Annotated in this window: 19 protein-coding genes; 13 read left to right on the top strand and 6 right to left on the bottom strand. The window is 57.5% G+C overall.

Annotated elements, in window-relative coordinates; genetic code table 11:
• Nucleotides 1–31 precede the first annotated feature (31 nt).
• The 13 genes from G449_RS0113075 to rlmN all read left to right on the top strand — a co-directional run bounded on the left by G449_RS0113075 (nt 32) and on the right by rlmN (nt 13,564).
• Entirely contained in the window at nt 32–682 is a 651-nt protein-coding gene (locus G449_RS0113075) for a hypothetical protein (protein ID WP_022659769.1), read from the top strand.
• A gap of 103 nt (nt 683–785) precedes the next feature.
• Nucleotides 786–1,124, top strand: coding sequence for a hypothetical protein (locus tag G449_RS0113070; RefSeq protein WP_022659768.1), 339 nt, complete (start codon nt 786–788; stop codon nt 1,122–1,124).
• A 34-nt stretch (nt 1,125–1,158) separates the two neighbouring features.
• Nucleotides 1,159–1,731 carry a single-stranded DNA-binding protein gene (locus tag G449_RS0113065; protein WP_022659767.1) on the top strand — a complete coding sequence of 191 codons (573 nt, stop codon included), beginning with the start codon at nt 1,159–1,161 and terminating at the stop codon, nt 1,729–1,731.
• Between the two features lie 493 nt (nt 1,732–2,224).
• Nucleotides 2,225–3,496 carry a sulfate adenylyltransferase gene (gene sat / locus G449_RS0113060; RefSeq protein WP_022659766.1) on the top strand — a complete coding sequence of 424 codons (1,272 nt, stop codon included), beginning with the start codon at nt 2,225–2,227 and terminating at the stop codon, nt 3,494–3,496.
• Between the two features lie 405 nt (nt 3,497–3,901).
• The gene (locus tag G449_RS0113050) at nt 3,902–4,879 is read left to right on the top strand and encodes a hypothetical protein (RefSeq protein ID WP_022659764.1); all 978 of its coding nucleotides are present in this window, start codon (nt 3,902–3,904) and stop codon (nt 4,877–4,879) included.
• Between the two features lie 214 nt (nt 4,880–5,093).
• The gene (locus G449_RS0113045; protein ID WP_022659763.1) at nt 5,094–5,627 is read left to right on the top strand and encodes an RsbRD N-terminal domain-containing protein; all 534 of its coding nucleotides are present in this window, start codon (nt 5,094–5,096) and stop codon (nt 5,625–5,627) included.
• 117 nt (nt 5,628–5,744) lie between these two features.
• Nucleotides 5,745–6,764, top strand: a complete 1,020-nt coding sequence (dsrM, locus tag G449_RS0113040) for a sulfate reduction electron transfer complex DsrMKJOP subunit DsrM (protein WP_022659762.1) — start codon at nt 5,745–5,747, stop codon at nt 6,762–6,764.
• 12 nt (nt 6,765–6,776) lie between these two features.
• Nucleotides 6,777–8,420 carry a sulfate reduction electron transfer complex DsrMKJOP subunit DsrK gene (dsrK, locus tag G449_RS0113035; protein WP_022659761.1) on the top strand — a complete coding sequence of 548 codons (1,644 nt, stop codon included), beginning with the start codon at nt 6,777–6,779 and terminating at the stop codon, nt 8,418–8,420.
• On the top strand, nt 8,421–8,801 hold the full coding sequence (gene dsrJ / locus G449_RS0113030; RefSeq protein WP_022659760.1) for a sulfate reduction electron transfer complex DsrMKJOP subunit DsrJ: 381 nt from the start codon (nt 8,421–8,423) through the stop codon (nt 8,799–8,801).
• The gene (dsrO, locus tag G449_RS0113025; protein ID WP_022659759.1) at nt 8,801–9,592 is read left to right on the top strand and encodes a sulfate reduction electron transfer complex DsrMKJOP subunit DsrO; all 792 of its coding nucleotides are present in this window, start codon (nt 8,801–8,803) and stop codon (nt 9,590–9,592) included. Before dsrJ ends, dsrO begins: the two co-directional genes overlap by 1 nt.
• Before the next feature lie 12 nt (nt 9,593–9,604).
• Complete coding sequence (gene dsrP, locus G449_RS0113020) at nt 9,605–10,774, top strand: sulfate reduction electron transfer complex DsrMKJOP subunit DsrP (protein ID WP_022659758.1); 1,170 nt, start codon at nt 9,605–9,607, stop codon at nt 10,772–10,774.
• 211 nt (nt 10,775–10,985) lie between these two features.
• The gene (locus G449_RS0113015) at nt 10,986–12,317 is read left to right on the top strand and encodes an HD domain-containing protein (RefSeq protein ID WP_022659757.1); all 1,332 of its coding nucleotides are present in this window, start codon (nt 10,986–10,988) and stop codon (nt 12,315–12,317) included.
• Between the two features lie 188 nt (nt 12,318–12,505).
• The gene (gene rlmN, locus G449_RS0113010) at nt 12,506–13,564 is read left to right on the top strand and encodes a dual-specificity RNA methyltransferase RlmN (protein WP_022659756.1); all 1,059 of its coding nucleotides are present in this window, start codon (nt 12,506–12,508) and stop codon (nt 13,562–13,564) included.
• A gap of 32 nt (nt 13,565–13,596) precedes the next feature.
• Here the strand turns inward: rlmN and G449_RS0113005 are convergent, their stop codons facing one another.
• The 6 genes from G449_RS0113005 to G449_RS17170 all read right to left on the bottom strand — a co-directional run bounded on the left by G449_RS0113005 (nt 13,597) and on the right by G449_RS17170 (nt 22,641).
• Complete coding sequence (locus G449_RS0113005; protein WP_022659755.1) at nt 13,597–14,103, bottom strand: hypothetical protein; 507 nt, start codon at nt 14,101–14,103, stop codon at nt 13,597–13,599.
• Nucleotides 14,100–15,089 carry a 4Fe-4S dicluster domain-containing protein gene (locus tag G449_RS0113000; protein ID WP_022659754.1) on the bottom strand — a complete coding sequence of 330 codons (990 nt, stop codon included), beginning with the start codon at nt 15,087–15,089 and terminating at the stop codon, nt 14,100–14,102. Before G449_RS0113000 ends, G449_RS0113005 begins: the two co-directional genes overlap by 4 nt.
• Nucleotides 15,090–15,243: 154 nt before the next feature.
• Complete coding sequence (locus G449_RS0112995) at nt 15,244–16,653, bottom strand: oligosaccharide flippase family protein (RefSeq protein ID WP_022659753.1); 1,410 nt, start codon at nt 16,651–16,653, stop codon at nt 15,244–15,246.
• Nucleotides 16,654–16,662: 9 nt separating this feature from the next.
• A complete protein-coding gene (locus tag G449_RS0112990; protein ID WP_022659752.1) occupies nt 16,663–17,631 on the bottom strand; it encodes an HlyD family secretion protein in 969 nt (322 codons plus the stop codon).
• Entirely contained in the window at nt 17,631–19,091 is a 1,461-nt protein-coding gene (locus tag G449_RS0112985) for a TolC family protein (RefSeq protein ID WP_022659751.1), read from the bottom strand. Before G449_RS0112985 ends, G449_RS0112990 begins: the two co-directional genes overlap by 1 nt.
• Nucleotides 19,092–19,143: 52 nt before the next feature.
• The gene (locus G449_RS17170; RefSeq protein ID WP_022659750.1) at nt 19,144–22,641 is read right to left on the bottom strand and encodes an acyltransferase domain-containing protein; all 3,498 of its coding nucleotides are present in this window, start codon (nt 22,639–22,641) and stop codon (nt 19,144–19,146) included.
• Nucleotides 22,642–22,756 lie beyond the last annotated feature (115 nt).

The raw sequence follows: 22,756 nt of genomic DNA, 5'->3' as shown, positions 1-22,756 counted from the left end.
TCGCCAATATATAACGTTAACGGACCCAAGCATGATAAACATATCTGCACTGCTGGACGAAATAAAGTCTTCGCCCTACCGCGAAATAGTCATCAGCACGCCCCACACGGGCAAGGTGACCTTTGCGGGCATAAAACAAGGCGACAAGGTGGTAGGCCCGCAGGGCCAGTGGAAGGAAAAGCCCGGGACGCTCATTGCCACGCTTGAGCGCGAACGCAATCCCAAATCCATCTGCGCCAACGAAAAGGGCGAGATCAGCCTTCTGCACACCGAACTTGAAGGCACATTTGTTGAGGCTGGCACCCCCCTTGCCGTGGTGCGCCACATGCTCACCCGCGCAGAGGTGGAACGCATCCTGCTCAAAAAAGCCCTGCATCTTTTTGTTGCGCCCGAGCGGGCCAAGTACTACTTCACACCTGAGGTGGACAAAAAAATCCGCGCGGCGGACTCCCAGTCGGTAGCCGTGCGCGAGGGCATGGAACTGCTCATCATGTCGCGCATGAAGCGCGAGGTGCCGCTGGTCTATACCGGGCCTGCGGGCGTTATCTACGCCGTCTACTTCACCTATAACGAAAATATCGACGCAGGAGCGCCCCTTATTGGCGTATGCCCGCAGGATCAGCTTCCCGCCATTCAGGAAGTCATCATGCGAGTGCAGACCGAATGGACTGAAAAAGACTAGGCTCTCCTGCCAGCACAGGCCGTTGGCCCTGCGCGCTGCCGCAAGCAGCCGGGAGGGGCGCGGCAAACTCGCATACGGGCGGCTCGCCGCCAAGGGAGCACCTATGGGCAATGCACTGCAAATCCGCGTTAGCGCCGTTACATGGAACGAAGACCTGCTGGAAAAACTCTGGCCCAAACTTACGGAGCTGGCTTTCAGTGTTCCCATCAAGCACGAAAAACATGGAGTGCTTGAAATGGTGAAGGCGCTGGATGAAGGATTGCAATTTTTGCCCTGGTCGCCAGCCCGCCGCAAAGCCCTTGGCCCCGGCATTCTTGAAGCCGCGAGGCTCAAGGCCGAACTGGAAGCGGCCCTTGCCGAATGGCAGCCGCGCGAAGCCAACAAGCTGAGCGACGCTATTGAAGACGTGCTGGATCAGCTCGAAAAGGCGTTTGTAGCCTGAGTCTGAAACTCGAATACCACCTTGGAGCATCACCATGCTGAATAAAGTAATGATTATTGGCCGTCTGGGCCGCGACCCAGAGCTGCGGTACACCCAGAGCGGTTCGCCCGTTGCCACCCTGAATGTCGCCACCGACGAATCCTACACTGACCGTGACGGCAACAAGGTGGATCGCACTGAATGGCACCGCGTTTCTGTTTTTCAGCGCCAGGCGGAAAACTGCGCCAACTTCCTTGCCAAGGGCAGCCTGATCTACGTGGAAGGCAGCCTGCAAACCCGCAAATGGCAGGATCAGCAGGGCCAGGATCGCTATACCACAGAAATCAAGGCCCAGCGCGTGCAGTTTCTTGACCGCAAGGGCGGCGATGCCCCCCGTGAGGGCGGCGGTGGCCGTGGCTTTGAAGACGACTACGGCGCGCCTGCTGCCTCTGCTGCTCCGCGCGGCAATGCACCGCGCGGCGGCCAGGGCGGCCAGGGTGCCCCGAGCGCACGCAGCCAGAACGGCAATGCCCCCCAGGGCGGCAGCCGCAAGCCTCAGCCCATGGACGAAGATCTCGGCCCGGCCTTTCCTTCCGAAGCCTCCAACATGGACGATGTGCCGTTCTAGGGGCTGATTCCCTCCGACTAATGACCGCAAGGCGTGGATGCTGCATCCACGCCTTTTTTTGTTGATTCAGGTTTGATACGGGCCTCGGCCTTTGAGGTTGAGAAAAATTTCCCCCAGTCAGCAAGTTTCTATCCAGCCAAACAGATTTCCGCCGTATTTCGCTGCCCGCAAGCAATCACGCCAGTTCGCGCAACATAGCCTAGCAAAAGACTTTGCGAAAAAAAGCGCACTTTCACATGTTTTTTCGGGTTCAGGCACATTTTTATTGTGAATCCCCCTTCTCTTTTTGCGCGATTCAGCGTATAGGTATCAGTGAATTTTCCGCATTACCCGCAGTGGCTCTGGTTTTTTTGGCGAGTAGTCGGGAAAAGTTTTAAGAGGTAGTTGACTTTTTGTTAGATTATTCACAAGATGCGAACTGAACGCTGCCCTTCCGCATGGCGACGCGGCCACGGAAGGATGCCCACATAACTAAAACACGGAGGATTTCGCAATGTCCAAGCTGGTAGCTCCTCATGGCGGTAAGGGTCTGGTCTGTTGCCTTCTGGAAGGTAAGGCCTTGGATGACGAGAAGAAAAAAGCCGCAGGCCTGAAGCAGATCGAGATTACTTCCCGTGCCAAGGGCGACCTGATCATGATGGGCATTGGCGGCTTCTCGCCTCTGAACGGCTTCATGAACAAGGCTAACTGGAAGAGCGTCTGCGAAAAGATGACTCTTACTGACGGCACCTTCTGGCCCGTGCCTGTCACCCTTGATGTTCCCGCTGCTGATGCCAAGACCCTCAAGGTCGGCGAAGAAGTGGCTCTGGTTCGCAAAGGCGAAATCATGGCTACCATGAAGGTCGAAGAAGTCTATGAAATGACTGAAGCCGACAAGAAGCTGGAATGCGAACTGGTGTTCAAGGGTTGCGGCCCCGACTCCGAAAAGTTCTGGGAAGTGGCCCCCAACGACCACCCCGGCGTGAAGATGGTTCTGGCTCAGAACGAATTCAACGTTGCCGGTACCGTTAAGGTTCTTTCGCAGGGCGAATTCCCCGAAAAGTTCCCCGGCGTGTACATGACCCCTGCTCAGCTGCGCGCCAAGATGGACGAACGCGGCTGGCAGAAGGTTGCCGCTCTTCAGCTGCGCAACCCCATGCACCGCTCGCATGAATACCTGGCCAAGATCGGCGTGGAAGTTTGCGACGGCGTGGTTATCCACTCCCTCGTGGGCTCCCTGAAGCCCGGCGACATCCCCGCCGAAGTGCGCGTGAAGTGCATTGACACCCTGGTTGACAAGTACTTCGTGAAAGACTTCGTCATTCAGGCTGGCTACCCCCTGGACATGCGTTATGCCGGTCCCCGCGAAGCCCTGCTGCACGCCACCTTCCGCCAGAACTACGGCATCAACAACCTGCTGGTTGGCCGCGACCACGCTGGCGTGGGCGACTTCTACGGCATGTTTGAAGCCCAGGAAATCTTCCGCAAGATTCCTGTGCCCGCCGAAGACGGCAAGCGCCTGCTCTGCGAACCGCTGAACATTGACTGGACCTTCTACTGCAAAAAGTGCGACGGCATGGCCAGCATGCGCACCTGCCCCCACACCAAGGAAGATCGCGTCATCCTGTCCGGCACCAAGCTGCGCAAGATGCTCTCCGAAGGCGCGGAAGTGCCGGATCACTTTGGCCGCGCTGAAGTGCTCGTCATCCTGCGCGAATACTATGCCAGCCTGACCGAAAAAGTTGAAATCAAGATGCAGCGTGCGGCCTCCGGCTCCACCATGTAAGCTTGACCGCAGCAACACAACGCGAGAGGACGCCCGAAAGGGCGTCCTTTTGTTTTCGCGCTGCATCCCCAATGAGTTCAGCAGTTATGCCCGCATGCTTCCAGGGCCGGCCAGATTGGGCACATTGCCAGCCCTGTCATGTGTGTACGGGGATAACTGGGCGCGCCATACTTCTGCCACATCCCCTGTAATATAGTTTTTCACAGCCCAGTATTGCCGCACAACCACCATGTAACAGAGATGGGGCCGCGCTTTACGAAAAAGCAAAAACAGCCTATAACCTGAAACGAGTTGCATGAAATCGCGGCTACAGCCCGATGTTTCGGCGGGCCTAATGATGGTCAGTACCGGGCCTGTCGCGCTATTGCTGCACCAGCCGAAAAGCTATTACATCCACAGGTACCTATGAACCGAACCCATCAATTATTTCCCGGCATTCTGAGCATGGCCGTTCTGGCTGCGGCCTTCTGTATCTGGAGCGCCTTTGGCAACGAAGTGAACCTGTGCGTAACTTCGGGCTGCGCCCTGTTTCAGGATACGTCCATTGCGGGCATATCGCTTTGGTGGGCTGGCGGGGTCATGTTCACGCTGCTTGCCGCAGCAGCCTTGATGGGTGCGGCCCAATTGGGCCTGATTCTGGCTGGCCTGGCACTTCTGGGCGATATCTGCCTCTTGCTGCTCATGGCGGTCACGGCACCTTGCGTGAGCTGCCTTATTGTAGCCTGCTTTTTTGCCATGATCTACGCTGGCTTTCGGCAGGCGGCGCAGCGCAGCCGCTCCGGCCTTCCGGCGGACAAGCCGGGCCGCTCACTCCTGCTGGTTCTCTGGGTTCTGCTGCTTATCGTCAACACCGGTACCGCCCTGCGTACCCAGGCGGACGTGTGGGCCATCACGGACAACAGCAACGAAGCCACCGTGCGCATGTTCTTTTCTCCCTCCTGCCCCAGTTGTCAGGAAGGCATCGCCCTCCTCTCCGGTCATGTAGATGTGGCCTTCTACCCTCTGGCAGAAAATGAAGCCGACATTCATACAGTTGCGCGCATGCTGCGCCTCATGGATAACGGCGCAAGCCTTTCTGAAGCCCTGACCAAGGCAAAAGACATTGCCGCGCCAACGGGCATAGCCGCCACTGCGCCCGATATGCTGTTGCTGCGCCTGCGCATGTTGCGCAACAAGGCCCATGTGTTCATGGCCGGTTCGCAGACTGTTCCCTTTTTTGAATACCACGGCTTGCCCGCCATGCTGAAAAAGAATACCAAGCAGCAGGCAGGGCAGGCTTCTTTGCCGCAAGCTCCTACTCCCCCCCCGGCAGCAGGCAGTACAGACCTGCCGCTTGACCCGCAAGTGGCTGGTCAGTGTTCTGGCACAACGCCCTGCCCCTAGGCAAAATCGCAGTTTTTTTGCCTCCGGCTCAGGAACTGCGCGGGTCGATTTAGCCTGTCCAGGCGTAGCCTTAAACTGCCATGGCTTATTGCGTCCACCGGGGCCTTGTGCAAAAAATGACAAACCTTGCGTTTTAAAAGTGCAAAGGGGCTTGACGCCCTTTGCGCTTACTATTTATATGAGAGAGCCTTAGACAAAAGGGCACGAGGACAGAATGAAAGCAATCGATGTGTTTCGTAAACACAAGAGCGAGATGGTGCGTCTATGGACAGACTCCGTATTCGACACTTATCCATTTGAAACAACAGGTTTTCTTCGCACAAAAGACGACCCCTTCGGCAATCCTGTAGCAAACATGACCAAAGAAGCCGCAGGGGCCGTGTACGATGCAGTTACCGGCGAATCGGTGGAAGTGGCCCAGACCCGCAAGGCAATGGACCGCTTTATCAAGTTGCGGGCAGTGCAAAAATTCTCCCCCAGTCAGAGCCTGGCTGTGTTCAGCCTCATGAAGCCCCTTCTGCGGCAACACGTCATGCCTGAACTTATGGCCCAGGACGACCTGGCGGCCTACCTTGAGACCGAATCGCGCATCGACAGCCTGACGCTTCTGGCCTTTGACATGTATATGGAAGACCGGGAAATTCTGGCTGAGTCGCGCATTACGGAAATACGCAACCAGCACGCCCAACTGGCGCGCTGGGCGCAACAACTGGAAAGCGGAGCCGTTCCTTCCGGGGACGACCGCTGACATTCCGCGTTCATTAGGCCGTAGGGCCTGACCGTGGGCTTTGCAGCATGCGGGCCAGAGATCTCTCAAATCCCGTGGTGGGCTTTTGAGGCAACTTTAGTGGAAGTGAGGTAGGGAATGTTCAATTCATTACTGCTGGTGCTGCTCATAGGAGCCATCGCCTGGGCGGGAGCGGCCATAGGGCTTGCGGGCCTGTTCGGCGTGGCGCTGCCTTATGTGGCAGTAGTCGTGTTCATCGCCGGTGTCGTCTGGCGCATGGTGTACTGGGCCAAATCGCCCGTGCCCTTCTGCATCCCCACCACTGGTGGGCAGGAGCAGTCGCTTGACTTCATCAAGCAGGCAAAAATCGACTGTCCCAGCACAACTTGGGGTGTTGTGCAGCGCATGTTTCTGGAAGTGTTCTGCTTCCGTTCGCTGTTTCGCAACACGGTTGCGGAAGTAAGGGAATTTGATCCTGTCAGCAACGGGCCGCGCACCATCTATTATTCCTCCAAGTGGCTGTGGGTTTTTGCCCTGCTGTTCCACTACTGCTTCCTGCTGGTTTTTATCCGTCACTTCCGTTTCTTTATGGAACCCGTGCCTTCCTGTATTCGCTTTCTGGAAAGCATTGACGGCATCATGCAGTTTGGCTCGCCCCGCTTCTTCTGGACGGGCGGCCTGTTGCTGGTAGCGCTGCTGTTCCTTCTGGGACGCCGCCTGTTCAACGAACGCCTGCGCTACCTTTCACTTGCCAACGACTACTTCCCCCTGTGGCTGATCATCAGCATCGTGGGTACCGGCATCTGCCTGCGCTATTTCGACAAGACCGAAATCGCCCAGGTCAAGATTTTCGTCATGGGCCTGACCCACTTTGCGCCTGTGGCGACCACGGGCATCAACGCCCTGTTCTTCACGCACCTTACTCTGGTCTGCGTACTGCTGATTTACTTCCCCTTCTCCAAGCTCATGCACATGCCGGGCGTGTTCTTCAGCCCCACGCGCAACATGGCCAACAATTCCCGCCGTGTGCGCCACATCAACCCCTGGAATCCGCCCAAGCAGTACTTCACCTACGCCGAGTACGAGGATACCTACCGCGACGCCATGGCCGATGCCGGGCTGCCGCTGGATAAGCAACCCGAAAAGGCCGCCGAGTAAGGAGTTTCCACGATGGCAAAATTACCTACGCCGCAAATGCTTGTGTCCAGCCGCCCGGCCTTTCCCGCCCAGGACTGGCTTGACACAAAGCCTGAATTTACACCGGGCAGCTTCTGCTATCCGGCCAAGAAAGAGACCATGGAACTTCTGCACATGCCCAATCCCCACGAATGGGATCCGGCGGCAGAAGACTGGAATCTGCCCGAAAACTGGGAACAGATCCTCTGTGATGCTTTTGAAGAGCGCCTTGAAAAGCACCGTTCGCTCAAGCTGTTCATGGATATCTGTGTGCGTTGCGGCGCCTGCGCCGACAAATGCCACTTTTTCCTGGGCACCAATGATCCCAAAAACATGCCTGTGCTGCGCGCCGAGCTGCTCCGCTCGCTCTACCGCCGCGACCACACCATGCTGGGCAAGATCCTCGGCAAGAAAGTGGGCGCTCGCGGCTGGGACAAGGAAGTAGTGAAGGAACTCTTCTACTACGCCTACCAGTGCACCGAATGCCGCCGCTGCTCGCTCTTCTGCCCCTACGGCATCGACACGGCGGAAATCACCGCCATCGTGCGCGAACTGCTGCACGAAGTGGGCCTTGGCATCCACTGGATCATGGATCCGGTCAAGAACTGCAGCTTCACCGGCAACCACCTTGGCATCAAGCCCCACTCCTTTGTGGAGATTGTGGAAATGCTGGCCGATGACTGCGAAACCATCACCGGCATCCGTCCCAAGACGCCCTTCAACGAAAAGGGCCACGAAATCCTGTTCATCACGCCCTCTGGCGACGTATTTGCCGACCCCGGCATCTACACCTTCATGGGCTATCTGATGCTCTTCCACGAGCTGGATCTGGACTACACCTTCTCGACCTACGCTTCGGAAGGCGGCAACTTCGGCTCCTTTACCACGTTCAACATGGCAAAGAAGCTCAACGCCAAAATGTACGCCGAAGCCGAGCGTCTGGGTTCCAAGTGGATTCTGGGCGGCGAATGCGGCCACATGTGGCGCGTGATCAACCAGTACATGGACACCTACAACGGCCCGTCGCCCTCGCACATGACGACGCCTGTTTCGCCCTATACCGGCACGGTGTTCCAGAATGCGGCTTCCACCAAGATGGTGCATATTGCCGAGTTCACGGCTGACCTGATCCACCACAACAAACTGAACCTCGACCCCAGCCGTAACGACCATATCATCACCACCTTCCATGACTCGTGCAACCCTGCGCGCGGCATGGGCCTGCTTGATGAACCCCGCTACGTGCTCAACGCCGTGTGTAACAACTTTGTGGAAATGCCCGAGAACACCATCCGCGAGCAGACCTTCTGCTGCGGTGCGGGTTCCGGCCTGAACACAGAAGAAATCATGGAACTGCGCATGCGTTCAGGCATGCCGCGCGGCAACGCCCTGCGCTATGTGCAGGAAAAGCACGGCGTCAACCACATGGCATGCGTGTGCGCCATCGACCGCGCCACCCTGCCCCCGCTTGCCAATTACTGGGCGCCCGGCGTCAATGTAAGCGGTCTGCACGAACTGGTGGGCAATGCCCTTGTGATGAAGGGCGAATGCAAGCGCACCATGGATATGCGCCAGGAAGACCTGCCCAATGTGGTAGAGGATGATGACGCGCCCGAGGCGCAGGGGGAGGGTCAATAGATGTATAACTCCAAAGCAGTAATTCTTGGGATCATTATCTTTGTGGTCCTGTTCACCTCCCCGTTCTGGGCAAGCATGCTGGGCAAGACCTATACCAGCACCGGCATTGCGCTGCCCAAGAATGAAAAAGAGTGTGTGGAAAATGTGGATTTCATGCGCGACAAGCACATGCAGCTGCTCAACGAGTGGCGTGATGAAGCCCTGCGCAACGAAAACCGCACCTATGTGGCATCCAACGGCAAAAAGTGGACCATCAGCCTGCAGAACACCTGCATGAAGTGCCACACTGACTACAAGGGATTCTGCGAAAAGTGCCACGTGGCCAACAGCGTTGATCCCTATTGCTGGACCTGCCACATCATTCCCCAGGGGAGCAAGTAATGAACAAGAGCAGAAGAAGCTTTCTGAAAGTGGCGGGGCTTTCTGCCTGTGCCCTGAGCAGCGGGTTGGCTGGCCTTGGCGCCTTGTCCGGCGTTGCTCAGGCCAAGATTGCCCCCGGTCACTATGAAAAAGGTGCCAACGCCCTGCACGCCAAGCGCTGGGCCATGGTTATCGATACGCGCCAGTTCAACGGCCCCAAGGACTACGAACCGCTTATCGAAGCTTGCCATAAATTCCACAACGTCCCGCACGTTCCGGGCGATCAGAACATCAAATGGTTCTGGCTTGATTCGTTTGAGCATACCTTCCCTGATGAAATGAACGCCTTTCTGGACAAACGCCGGGCCGAGGCAAGCTATCCGCTGCTGTGCAACCACTGCACCAATCCGCCCTGTGTGCGCGTTTGCCCCACGCAGGCCACCTACAGGATGGAAGACGGCATTGTGGCCATGGACTACCACCGCTGCATCGGCTGCCGCTTCTGCATGGCTGGCTGCCCCTACGGCGCGCGTTCCTTCAACTTCAAGGATCCGCGCAAGTTTCTGGCAGATCCCGTGCCCAATCCGGCCTTCCCCACGCGCATGATCGGCGTGGTGGAAAAATGCACCTTCTGCGCCGAGCGTCTGGCCGTTGGCCAGTTGCCCGCCTGCGTTGAAGCTTCTGGCGGCAAGATTCTCTTCGGCGACCTGGAAGACCCCAATTCAACGGTGCGGCAGGCTTTGTCCGCCAACTACAGTATCCGCCGCAAGCCCAACCTGGGCACGCAGCCCGGCGTTTACTACCTCATATAGGGAGGACAGGCCATGGTTGAAAAATTGCTCGAAGGTCCCAAGACCTACTACTTGTGGCTGCTCTTCCTGCTCTGCGTGATCGCAGGCTGCGGCATTGTGTATCTGGATCAGCTCCAGAACGGTCTGTCTGTGACCGGCATGAGCCGCGACGTTTCGTGGGGGCTGTATATTTCGCAGTTCACCTACTTCGTCGGCGTTGCCGCCTCAGCCGTTATGCTGGTGTTGCCCACGTACTTCCACCACTATAAAAAATTCAAGCGCATGATCATTTTTGGCGAATTCATGGCCGTTGCGGCCGTGGTCATGTGCGCCCTGTTCATCGTGGTTGACCTTGGGCAGCCCCAGCGCATGCTCAACGTTATGCTGCATCCCACGCCCAATTCCGTCATGTTTTACGACATGCTGGTGCTCATTGGCTACCTTGGCCTGAACATCATTATCGGTTGGGTGACCCTTGAAGCCGAACGTCACGAAATCGATCCCCCGAAATGGATCAAGCCCCTCATCTATCTTTCGATTCTGTGGGCTTTCTCCATCCATACGGTGACCGCCTTCCTGTACGCTGGCGTTCCTGGCCGCCACTACTGGCTTACCGCCATCATGGCTGGCCGCTTCCTGGCTTCCGCCTTCTGCTCCGGTCCTGCCATCCTGATGCTGCTCATGCTCTTGCTGCGCCGCCTCACCGGCTTTGACGTGGGCAAGGAAGCAGTGAAGACCCTTACCACCATCATCGTCTATGCCATGTGCGTGAACGTGTTCTTCTTTGTGCTGGAACTGTTCACGGCCTTCTACAGCAACATTCCCGGCCACATGGAGCCCATCCACGTGCTGTTCTTCGGTCACGGCGGGCATCTGCTGTGGGTGAGTTACTGGATGTGGGCTGCGGTTATCATGGCCTTTGGTTGCCTGGCCATTCTTATTCCGCCCAAACTCCGCACGCACCCCACGCTCATGCCCATTGCTCTGGCCATGCTCGTGGCGGCTTCGTGGATCGACAAGGGTCTTGGCCTTCTGGTTGGCGGTTTCACCCCCAACATGTTTGAAGCCATCACCCCCTACATGCCCACCGGTAAGGAAATTGCCGTGGCCCTTGGTGTTTACGCCGTGGGCGCGCTGGTAGTCTCCCTGCTCTGGCGGATTGCGCTTGGCGTAAAAAAAGAAGTGAACCACTTCTCTGACTAACCGTCAGGTACGTGTACTCAAACGCCCCCGCGTCGCTGACGCGGGGGCGTTTTGTCTTGCTGGCTGGTCTGTCACCTATGGTCGCAAATAGCACAAACAATGACCCCGCGTAACCGCAGCGGCATTTCTTTAACCGCAAGCTTGACTCGCACCCATGCTCGCGGGCATAGTATCAGCCATTCCCCGTTATTTTATTCGCAAGGAGCCATGGATGCATCAAGCGCTCAAAGACGCCATAACCATAAGCAAAACTCTGTTGCGCAACGGCTATGACGCTCATGTTATCAACGCCCCCTTGCAGGAGCACCTGCTGGAAAACGCCACGCAGCCCACTGTGGATATTGCCTGCGAGCCGGATCTCGATACGCTTATCAAGCTTTTTCCCAAGGCAGTGCCGCAGCACGACAAGCGCGCTCTGGCAACGCTGGAAGAAAACGGCTTTGTCTTCTGTTTTTATCCCCTGGAAGTAGCTGCTGCCGGACACCCGGAACTTTCCCTGCTGCGCATCACGCCTACCATGATGGACAGGATGCCCCATGAGGAGCAGCTCAAACTGCGTATCACAGGCTTCGGCAGCCCCGAAACCACGCAGGATGCCTATGACGGATTTGAAGACGTCAAGGGCGGCGCTATCCAGCTTGCGGGCCTTCCGGATGAAACCCTGCGCCACAATTACCTGCTGGCGGTACGCGCCCTGCGTTTTGCAGCCAATTTTGACCTGCCCATTGAGCCCAACACATGGCTTGCCATTGTGCGCGCCTCAAGCCGCGTGCTTGATTACGTCCCGGCTACGGACATCATGGACGAATGGCGCAAGGTTGCCGCCGAATCCATGTACCGTTTTGTGCGCCTGCTCTTTGATTCGCATATCCTTCAGGGGCTTATCCCTGAAGTGGCCTCCCTTTCCTGCCTCACCCAGATGCGCAACAAGGAAGGCGACACGGAAAACGTGTTTGAACACACGCTTGAGTGCATGAAGCACTACCCCGAAGAAGATTTCCACTACGACTGGCTTGGCACCATGGCCATGCTGTTCCACGATGTGGGCAAGCTCTACACCGGCGAATATTTTGACGGCATCTGGACGTATTATCAGCACCACCGCGTGGGCGCCAAGGTAACGCGCAAGATTCTGCGCCGCCTGCACTTTGCGCAGGAAGACATCGACCTCCTGTGCCATCTGGTGCGCCACCACATGCGCTTCCACTTCATGATGACCGACAGGGGCATTCGCCGTTTCAAGGCACTGGACGACTACCCCCGGCTTATCGCCATGGCCAGGGCCGACCTCAAGGCCCGCGACGGCATTCTCACTTCGTTCAACCACAATATGAAATATCTGGATCGCGCGGAGACGCCGGAACAGATGCTGGAACCGCTCCTGAACGGCAATGAGATCATGAGCGAAACCAAACTGTCGCCCGGCCCGCTGGTGGGCATTATTCGCGACGCGCTGTTGCAGGCCCAGATTGCGGGCGAAGTTACGGATGTTGAATCCGCTGTGACTTTTGTGCGTGATTACGCGCGCAAGTCAGTGGGATAACCGCCCAACCGCCTATGCTGACACTATGGGCGTTCCTTTGGGAACGCCCTTTTTTGCTTGTCCGCAGCCCATAAACGCGGGTTTGCTGGCATGAAAATTTCTTGCCCATCAGCGCCAAACATCGTAGTTCAACAGCCAGTACACAATATATCTGCACTACAAAACCTTATTTAATTCCGGCAGAACATATGACCAATCTTCTCAACCTGACCCTTCCTGAACTGGAAAACTGGCTTCAAACCGAACTGGGCGAGCGCAAGTTCCGCGCCATGCAAATTTGGCAATGGCTGTGGCAACGTATGGTTCGCGACTTTGAATCCATGACCAATATTTCAAAAGACTGCCGCGAAAAGCTGACTGCCAAGGCTGTCATTGTCTGGCCGGAGGTTGTCACGGTTGAGAAAAGCCAGGACGACACCACAAAATTTCTGCTGCGGCTCGAGGACGGAGCCATGGTTGAAACAGTGCTTATTCCTTCAGACTCCCGTGAGGGCGTACGCCGCTGGACGCAGTGCGTGTCCTCGCAAGTGGGCTGCGCCATGGCCTGTACCTTTTGTTCCACGGGGCAAATGGGCTTTGAACGCAACATGACCATGGCCGAAATTCTGGGGCAGATACTTGTGGCGCGTGCGCACCTGGGTGATAACAGGCCGGAATGGCCCATGCTGCGCAATATTGTGTTCATGGGCATGGGCGAGCCATTGCTCAACATGCGCGAGCTCATGCGCTCCCTTGAAGGCCTGAATAACGCCAAGGGGCTGAATTTTTCCCCCCGCCGCATCACAGTTTCCACCTGCGGCATTGAAAAAGGCCTGCGCGAGCTGGGAGACAGCGGCCTTGCCTATCTGGCGGTTTCGCTGCATGCGCCAACACAGGAACTGCGGGCGAAAATCATGCCCAAGGCCGCACGGTGGCCTCTTGACGAAATGTTTGAAGCACTCAAGTCCTACCCGCTTAAAACGCGAGAGCACATTACTTTTGAGTACCTGCTGCTGGGCGGGGTCAACGACGGGCTGGAACAGGCCAGGGATCTGGCCCGGCTGGTGGGCGATGTGCGTGGCAAGCTGAACCTTATTGTCTACAATCCAGCGGAAGGCGCGCCCTACGCCGCCCCCACGGAAGAAAGCGTACTGGCCTTTGAGCAGTACCTCTGGAAACGCAAGATCACGGCCATTCTGCGTAAGAGCAAGGGACAGGACATCAAGGCAGCTTGCGGGCAGCTTAAGGCGGACCGACAGGCACAATAAGACTGAACGCGGAAAGCTAAGATGGAGTAACTCTAGCGGCGGGCCGGACGCCGCCTTGAAGCGCCGCAGCACGGGGCCGCCCCATCGCGTGGCTTTAGCCAGCCGTAACCGCCGATCCAGCGGCGGCAGAGCCTGTAAATCAACAGGGGGAGCAAGGCCAGAGCACACACAAGGTGCAGCATTTTAACGACTGCGTACACGCCATCGTACAGAGAAAAATTGGGCATATTGTGGACGATAAGCGCCAAGCCGCTGATAGCCAACCCCATCAGCAAAATAACGCGCAGCAAGCCGCAGCGTGTCAGGCAGTAGGCACTGCGTCCCTGAAGACGCCAGACTGTAAAGGCGTACGTTCCCAAAAACAGCAGCGCCGCTGATGCATAATAATGCGCAACTGAAGGCGACCAGCTGGCACTTTGAATCAGCCCATAGCGTCCTGCCTGCGGCAGATGCGCAAGGCCGCTCCACACGGCTGTGAGCATGCTGGCCAACCACAATACACTGAAGAATGAGGAAAAAAGCGAGGGCTGGTTTTTCATGGTTTGCGCCTCATCTTCCTTTCACGCCACAACCGCAGGCCAGCCAGGGCCACCCCTGCCACAGGGGCCAGCAGAACAGCCCGCAGCAGGCTGTTTTCCTTATCCATACTGGCCCCAGCCGGGCGCAGGCTCGGCATACCAAAGCCTACCTTTCCCTGACGCAGCATGTTGGCCTCAATATCGCGAAAAAGCACCGAAGAAACATAGATAGTGTTTGTTCCGCCATTTTCTTTGAGCCCAAAAATATCCCCGCTCCGCTGTTCCGCCATTTCCTTGGCCAGCTTTGCCATTTCCTCACGCGGTCCTATGCGCATGGCCCCCTGCGGACAGGCTGTCACGCAGGCAGGACTTTCGCCAGCCTTGAGCAGAGAACTGCAATAATCACATTTGAACATCTGCCCGTTGCCAACATATCTGGGCGCAAGATTCAGGTAAGGCCCCACCCCCGCCTGACGCTGGGGGATGCCCCACGGGCAGGCCCGGTCACAGGGGCCATCCCCCAGACAGGTGCTGCGATGGGTGTAAACCGCGCCTTCGTTGCTCTGGCGCAAGGAACCAGTGCTGCACAGCGTGACGCATTGGGGGTTCAGACAATGCAAACAGCGCCGTGGCAAATATATCCGCCGCTCCACACCGTTGACAGTGATGGCGCACGATTGAACAAAAAGCCAGTTGTAGGGAGTAAGCCGGGAGACTTCATCGCGGCGGGTCGACCAGTCATTGCCGCGCACCCAGGAGGGGTAAGGACGGGGAATTGGCTGAACAGGAAGTGGAATTTCTGCCAGATTTCTGTCGCGGCAGGCTGACACACAGGCTCCGCAACCATTGCAGAGATCCACATCAATGATGGTGGCACGGTCATCACCGCAGACCCAGTTCTGTAAGCTTGAGGCAACAGAAGGTGTTGCACCCGCCAGCGATAAGCCAGCGGTGCCTGCCATGGCCTTAATGACTGACCTGCGCTGTAAAAACAGTTTGTTGCCCATGGGAATGCCTTGCCTGTTACTGTCTTGCAGTAATCCTATAGGCCTGCCTTTACCGTGGCGTCAACGTCTCAGACAATTTGCCCGGCACGGTCTGGTCATCCGGGTAATGGTTGCCACGCTATGCCATGCACGACAACTGACAGTCCAGATGAGATCAGGCAAGCGCGGCCTTTTCAAACGGCGGCGGCGGTCTCCAGCGCCAGAACAAGGCCAGCAAAGGCACAAGGCCTGACAGCTCTGCCAGTTCACGCGGCGCAACCAGCCCTATCCCCCACCACAGCCCTACGCAGGCGGCGCAGCTGGCAAGCATGAGCCCCCACTGCCCAAGCGACATGGGGCGCGCGGCCCACTGAAAATAGCCAACTGTAAGGAGCGCCACCCAAACCTTGGTAATGGTGAGGGACAAAGCCGCACCTTCAAGGGGCATGGCAGGAATAAGAGTAAAGCAGCATATCAGATTGCACACCAGGCCCGTGAGGTAAAATACAAGGAGCAGTCGGTGTTGACGCATGCCGATCATGGCGTATGCCGCGAGGTTGTGCAAAAAGGCCGTTGCCAGACAAGGTGTAAGCAAACGCTGAGCGGTGACCGCACTTTGATAGTTGGGGCCGTAAATCAGGGGAAGAAAGCGATCGCTCTCCACACAGATAAGAAAAATAATGGGCAGCGACGCAGCCCAAAGGGAGCGAGCAGTCTGACCGGCCAGCTGGCGGAATGCGCCTTTATCCTGCTGCCACAGTTTTGCCAGCAGCGGAAAAATCACCTTGCCCAACAAAGCGCTGGAAACAAGCACCGACAGGCCCTCAACTGTTTCCCATGCAACGCCGTAGCCGCCCACATCGGCATTTCCGCCATACTGTTTAAGAAATATGACGTTGATCTTGTTATAAAACATGGCGCAGCCAGCCATGCAGGTAAAGATGAGGCCGTGCTTCATGTGACGGGCCAGATCTTTCATGCCATCAAGGCCAACACCTGCCAGAGGATTGCGTTGCAAGGCCAGCAAAGCAAAAATGATGCACAGCACCGATTCCATAGGCTTGTACAGGGCAATCACAATGGGCGGGGCCCCAATCACCACGCAGACGATGCCAAAGCCAATACCCAGCAGTGCAGACGGCACACGGATGCGCATTTCCACATCCTGCCGACCCCGCGCCTGGCAGAGCGCAAAAAACGAATCGCTCACGCCGTCCAGCCCAAGGCCAGCTGCTATGCACATGACCACAAGCCGCAACTCTGGCGTATAGTTCTGCCAACCAGTCACAAGCCATGTAAAGCAGAGGGCCAGAACAAGCACAATCAGCTTGAGCCAGGTGACTTCACCCAGCAGGGCCAATGGGCGCCCTTCGCGCCGGGCAAATGTTGAGAGCAAAAAATCGTTAAGCCCCACGTCAGCTATGGTTTTCACCAGATAGCCAAACGTGAGCGCCAGCACGACCTGCCCCAGTATATCGGGGCTGCGGCGTGCAAGAAGAATGGTAAAAGCGGTCCACGCCAGGTCGCGCGTCCACTGCGCACCCAGAATGTACCCCAATCGTCGGGGGATGCTTTTCAGCTTCATGAAACGGGCTTACCTGCTCCCTTTGAATCGCACCACAGCCTTGAACCCGGGCTTGAGTTCCAGACCAGGATTGGGAACAGTAAGCTCCACCGTGTAATATGAAGGAGTTGAAACATTCATGTCGTTAGAAACCCAGGAAATTTCATTCACTGTACCGTTGAACTTCTTGTTGTTCAGCGAAGGAATTTCAACTTCCACCGAGTCGCCAGCCTTGATGCCGCTGATTTCTGCCTCGTAGACAGGCACCTGGATCAGCACGGGATCAAGCCGCCCCACACGCACGGGCGTGGTGCCAGCGGCCAACAGGGAGCCGGGGTTGAGCGTGGCATCAAGCGACAGCACATAACCGTCAATGGGAGAGGTAAGCGTAAGCGAGGCAGGCAGACGCTCGCCTTCCTTGATGGTCGTGCCGAAATAGCCGCTCAGTTCTTCGAGACGGGCGGCAAAGTTCTGTTCAGATTTCTGGATGGTCACAGTCAAAAGATCTATGCGGCGCTTCAGGGAGTGAACATCATCTTCCAGCCGGCTGGAAGCCTGGGCTGAACCAAGCCCCGAGGCTGCAAGCTGCCGGGCCTTGTTACGCTGGGCGGCAGTTTCTGCAAGCTTGCGGTCAAGATCAAGCACCTGCCCCCTCAGATTCTCGGTAGCAGCCCCGGTGGTCACTTCTCTTTGCAGCACCCGCTCGGCCTCTTCCTGAAGGTGGTAACGCATCAGCGGGGCACCCTTGGCAATGGCTTCGCCGGGCTTGACCAGCACCTCATCCACAACAGCGTTAAAGGGCACAGGCACAGCGCGCGTGACAGTAGTAACGACCTTGCCGGTCAGAATGGTAGCCCCAGCGCCTATGGATCCATTGTCCGCAGCAGAGGCTGCGTTCTGAAACATCAAAAAAGCAGCAAGCAGCATGACAGCAGACAGCGCGGCAGCAAAACAACGGTGCCGCACCCGCGACAGCGCTTTCTTATACGTACCCAACATTACAGCAACTCCTTAGCAGGCAGTCCGAGGAAGCGCTGGGCCAGGGAATTCGACAGATCCATCCACTCAAGCTGGGCCAGTTTATAGTCAAGCTCGGCATTGATGTAGGCTATGCGCGCCTGAACCATGTCTTCCTGCTTGGAGGCCATGTCGGGCAACTGCGCAATGCCTTCGTGGAAAGAAATCTGGGCTTCCTTGTACTGCATGCTGGCCGTATCCAGACGGGTCTTGGCGAGCTTGAGTTCCGTTTCGGCCAGGGCTACCCGCTGCTCGCTCTGGAGCCATTTGTTGGAGTAGTCCGTACGCTTGCGGGCCAGTTCGTGGAAGGCCTGGGCCTTGCCCATGCGCGCGGTCTGCACGCCACGGTATCTGCGCCCCCAGTCGATAAGCGGGAAGTCAAAGGTCAGGTGCAAAAATGTGTCTTCAGTACCGCTCGGGGGCTGATACTGGCCCGCCGGAGGATTATTGTTCACGGCAATGGACATGGTCGGCATATACTGGGCCCAGGCGACCATAATATTGTAATCGCCCAGGGTCACCTGTCCGCGCAGCAGCAGGTCATCTTCTGTGGCAGGCCAGCGTTCTTCCCAGGTGAGCTTGCGGCCATCAAAACCAGCCAGCACGGAATCAGCGCTCTTGGTATCCACCTCAAGCCTCTGCTGCGGCTCTACGCCAGCAAGAATCTTGAGCTGAGTACGCTGCATCACTTCCTTCATGCGGGTCTGCTCCAGCTTGAGTTCAAGCTCGCGCTGGTGCTGAATGGCCATGTTGAGCGAAACACCCTGGCGGCCATCAACGGCCTCAACCTTCTTCCAGTAATCCACAAGCTCCTTGCCAAGCGGCAGCAGCTCTTTCTGCGCTTCCACAATCTTCTGCTGGGCCTGAAGCTGGAGATAGGCCTCGCCAATCTTGCCAATAGCCTTTCCCACGGCTTTGCGGTGGGTGGAGATTGCCAGATTGACCATGGCTGACTGCACCTTGTGCTCAAAATAGGTGGCCATGGGATTGGGAAAGGCAGCATAAAAGCCCACACGGAACCGGGCCTGGCCGTAATCGCTGGGCGTATCTTTATTGTCCATATTATACCGCGTCAGGTTGTTGGACACGGTAAAATTCATGCGGGGCTCGGGAAGGTACTTCCACACGGCGTCCGTCTGGGCAAGACGCTTGATTTCAATATTCACGGCGCTGTTGACCAGGGCAGGCGACTGCTGGATGGTCAGGAACACGCAATCTTCAAAGGAAAAAACCTTCTTGGGATCATAGAGATTTGGCACTGCGGCTTCAAGCTTGGCCTTGTTTTCAACAGGCACGCCTGGGGCTTCTTCAAGCCAGTGTTTGGCGGGAAGTTCCGGCGATTTGAGCCCGGCCTTGTTGGAACAGGCTCCGGCAAGCAGGGCCGCCACAAGCAGCAGCGGCAGAAAAAGACGTGTAGTAAGGTTTGCTTGTGCAGTGAGCATCTGGCACCCTTCGCGCCGTTGCGCTTTGCGCGACGCTGAGCAGATTGAGTGTTTATGCCGAGGGATTTACGGCAGGGGAAAGCCCGGCCTGATCGCATCGGTCAAATTCAAGATGGTGAATTGTCAAAAAAACATGCCCTTCCTGATCAATGACCTGCGCGTCAAAACGACGCAACCGCGCATTGGCCCAGGAACGCTGCATCAATATGCGCAAGGGGCCATCAGCACGGACCGGCCCGATGCGGATAAAGCCCACAGCATGCAAAGCCCACTCCTGCATAGCGGCAGCAAGAGCGGCAGTGTCAGAAAAATCCTTGGAGTATTCGGATGTTATGGCAAGCCATGCAGCCTGCAATACGCCCTCCACCACAAGCATGTCGCCACTATAGCCAGAATCAGCTCCGGGGGCAATGCATGTCTGGGGCAAACTCAGCATGCCAGAAAACAAGTCATCGGGCAGCGTGCAGAAGTTATCCACAAAACGCCACTCACGGCCAAGCCCGACTGCTTTATAGAGTGGCCCGGTGTCCAGCACAGGGCTTGCCACGGAGGCTGCCGCGGGCACCTCTTCCCACAGGGGGCGCACACTGCTGCGATGGGCCGCAAGCCACACCATGCCCTCGCTTACCGGGGCATACTGGGCAGTATGCCTGCCGTTGGGCGTCAGGCCGCGCACTGCAAGCTCACTGCGGCACATGCGCGTCATGACGTTTTCCTGCATCAGCCAGGGTTCCGCCTCTGCTGTCACCCGGCATTCGCGAGTGATGCCAGACGGCAATTCCGGCGCATCAAAAAACCGCAAATCGCAAAAGCCAGTAACTGTCAGCCAGGGCAAAGCCTGCCTCGAGCTTTCGAGCATGGCCTCCAGACTGCGGCAAACTGGCAGACGCGGCACATCAGACCCAAGGCAGTTACCCTGCTGCGCGCCGTGCAGCGCCAGCGCTTTGTCGGCAAAATGCGAAAAATGGCAGCCCCCCTGAAACAGGGTGGCGGTTGATCGGTATGCAGGCTGCGGCTCAGGAAACACCAGCGGGAACCTCAATGGATTCTCCTTGATGATGTCCCGGACGGACGGCTCCTCGCAAACAACCGGGCCGTCAATGGCCCCTGGCCGTGCCCAGATCACCTGTTCGACTGTGCCACAAAGAATTTCACGCGCCAGCATGTCGCCCCATTCGTCAAGGCTCGCCCTTTCGGGGCCGTGCAACATACGGATTGCCCGCACAGCCACACCATGGGCGTGAGCCGCCGCATCCAGGGCTTCTTCCAGCGGGGCGTCAAAAATACAGTTTTCCACTTCGGGCGGCAGCACGGAGCAACTGCCGGCAAAGCGCAAGCCGTACGGAACGGCGGCCGCAATTGCCGATTCCATCAACGCGCCAAGGCGCTCCGGCGCAGCATGTGGTGGCACGTCATCGGCAGAAGGCGCAACCATGATCCCAGCCGGGACAGGCGGCACAAAAAACAAACCGTCCACTCTGCCCTGTGCCTGTGCGAAAGCTGCTACGGCCGCCTGCAACTGACTGGCTACAAGGGCGATTTCGCCGCCTTTTTCCAGGTCGATATCGAGCGGCACCAGGTTTGCCCCGGCCTTGGCAAGGGGCGCGCACCGCTCAAGCAGTGGCCGAGGCACACCCAGCACGCATCCCAAAGGTGCAATGCCGCTCAGCAGGCGGGGCAATATGTGAGCATCCAGCACGCAGAGGAACACCACATCGCCATGCTGCAGATTTATCCCGGAAGCACCGTGATCAAGCGGCAGAGGCTCAAGGCGCAGATCACTATTGTGCCCATCAGGGGGCAAGGCCTTAAGGGGGGCAAACCTGCGCAAAGGCTCCGCACAGCGTTTTGCAGTTGCACTGACCCTTTCTGCGGGGTGTTCAGCCTGCCCCGCAAACGCGGAACCGCCGGAAAGCACCCGGCCAAGATCTCCGATGGTTGATACCTGCAACAGATCTTCAAAATTGACGGTAATGCCAAGGGCCTTTTCCACATCCTGCACAATATGGGGAAAGCGACTGGAGCGCAGGGCAAGATCATAACGCAGATCCATTTCTGGACGCAGGTCCTCAACCGGTCTGCCACAGGCCTGAGCCAGAATTTGCAGAACGACCGCCATGCTTTCGGTATAGGATGCCGTTACAGGTACGGAGTCCGACGCAGCGGCAGCAGAATCAGCAAACTCAGTCTTTGCTGTTTCCATGACACTGGATTGCGATGCATCTGATGCCGCCGAAGCGCAGGCATTTGCACCATTGCCAACCACAGCGGGACGTAAACCACAGTGGGGCGCCGGTTTGCAGGCCAGCATGCGGGCTTCGCCGCCGCTTGCCGCATGCTGTGCCCGCCGGGCGACGGCATCCCGCCGCAGATACCCCAGCGAATACAGATGAGCGCAGGCCTGCCGCATGGCCTCGACTTCTTTCCCCTTGCGCCCTGCGGTCAGGCATTTTGCCTGCGGCTCATTGTCAGCCACAAGGCTGCACAGCGTATCCTGCGGGCCAAGTTCAAGAAAATACCGTATGCCCTCACGGTTCCACATGGTCTGCACAGATTCTGTCCACCGCACGGAATTTTCATCAAGATCGGCGATGTACTGCCAGATGGAGGGCTGATCTTCAGGGTAGAAATCTGCGGTAATACCGCTCAGCATGGGTCTTTCGGGCGCAGACATGTCGAGGGCGCTCAGGCGGCGCAAAGAAATGTCGCGCAACACGCGCATGCTGGGATGGTGAAAAGCCAGGCTCACATTGAGCACAATGGCAGGGATGCGGCGCTTGCGCAGGCTCTTGCGGGCTTCCTGCAACACCCCGCGGGGGCCGCTCAGAATAAACTGATGCGGCGTGTTGTAATTGGATACGTACAGGGCGGGCCATGTGGCGCAGGCTTCGTTGATGGTCTCGGCATCTGCATGCACGGCCATCATGCCAGTTTCGCGGGAGGCCCCTGCCTCCAGCTCCGACATGTGTACGGCGCGCGTGTCCAGAATATACCACGCCACTTCAGGGGCCAGTATGCCTGAAAAACAGAGCGCGATCATTTCGCCAAGGCTGTGGCCGCAAAAAAGCGAAGGATTCAGCCCCAGCGAAGCCAACACGCTCCACTGGGCATACTCCAGCATGAATACGTAAGGAGATTGCCAGCGGGTAAGGCTGATTTTCTCCACGCCCGTTTCATCCATGAGGCCAAGGACGTCCCAGTCCGCCACGGCGGCAATGCGATCCATGGCCGCTCGGGCTGCGGGAAAATTGTCGTACAGTTCGCGGCCCATCCCGGGCCAGACCGCCCCAAGACCGCAGCACATCACCGCCAAAGGCGGCGGGCCGTCAGCCCGCTCCGGCGCAATCCACAGGCCGCGCGCTTCCAGCCGGGCAAGGGCTTCGGCATCGGGATTTGCTGGCAGAGCCAGTAATTCCTGCCGCCATGCGGGGTTGACGGCACCAATGCGCCACTGCTGGCCAGCCTGTTGCAGGTTGGCATAACGCACGCCATCAAGAACTATTTCGTCTTGGAGGGTGCCTGGTACTGGATTTTCGTAGTCCTGACGCATATCTTTGTGCCTGTAAAGGGCCAAGGCCCGGCAACCCGACAGGGCCGAGGCAGGGCAAAAAGGGGCATAACAGCCATTTGGGTAAAGGATTATGTTAGTAGATATCATCATGCTT

Source organism: Desulfovibrio desulfuricans DSM 642 (genome assembly GCF_000420465.1).
GTDB lineage: Bacteria > Desulfobacterota > Desulfovibrionia > Desulfovibrionales > Desulfovibrionaceae > Desulfovibrio > Desulfovibrio desulfuricans.
The sequence above is the reverse complement of the archived record's forward strand: the minus strand, read 5'-3'. Positions and strand labels throughout refer to the sequence as shown.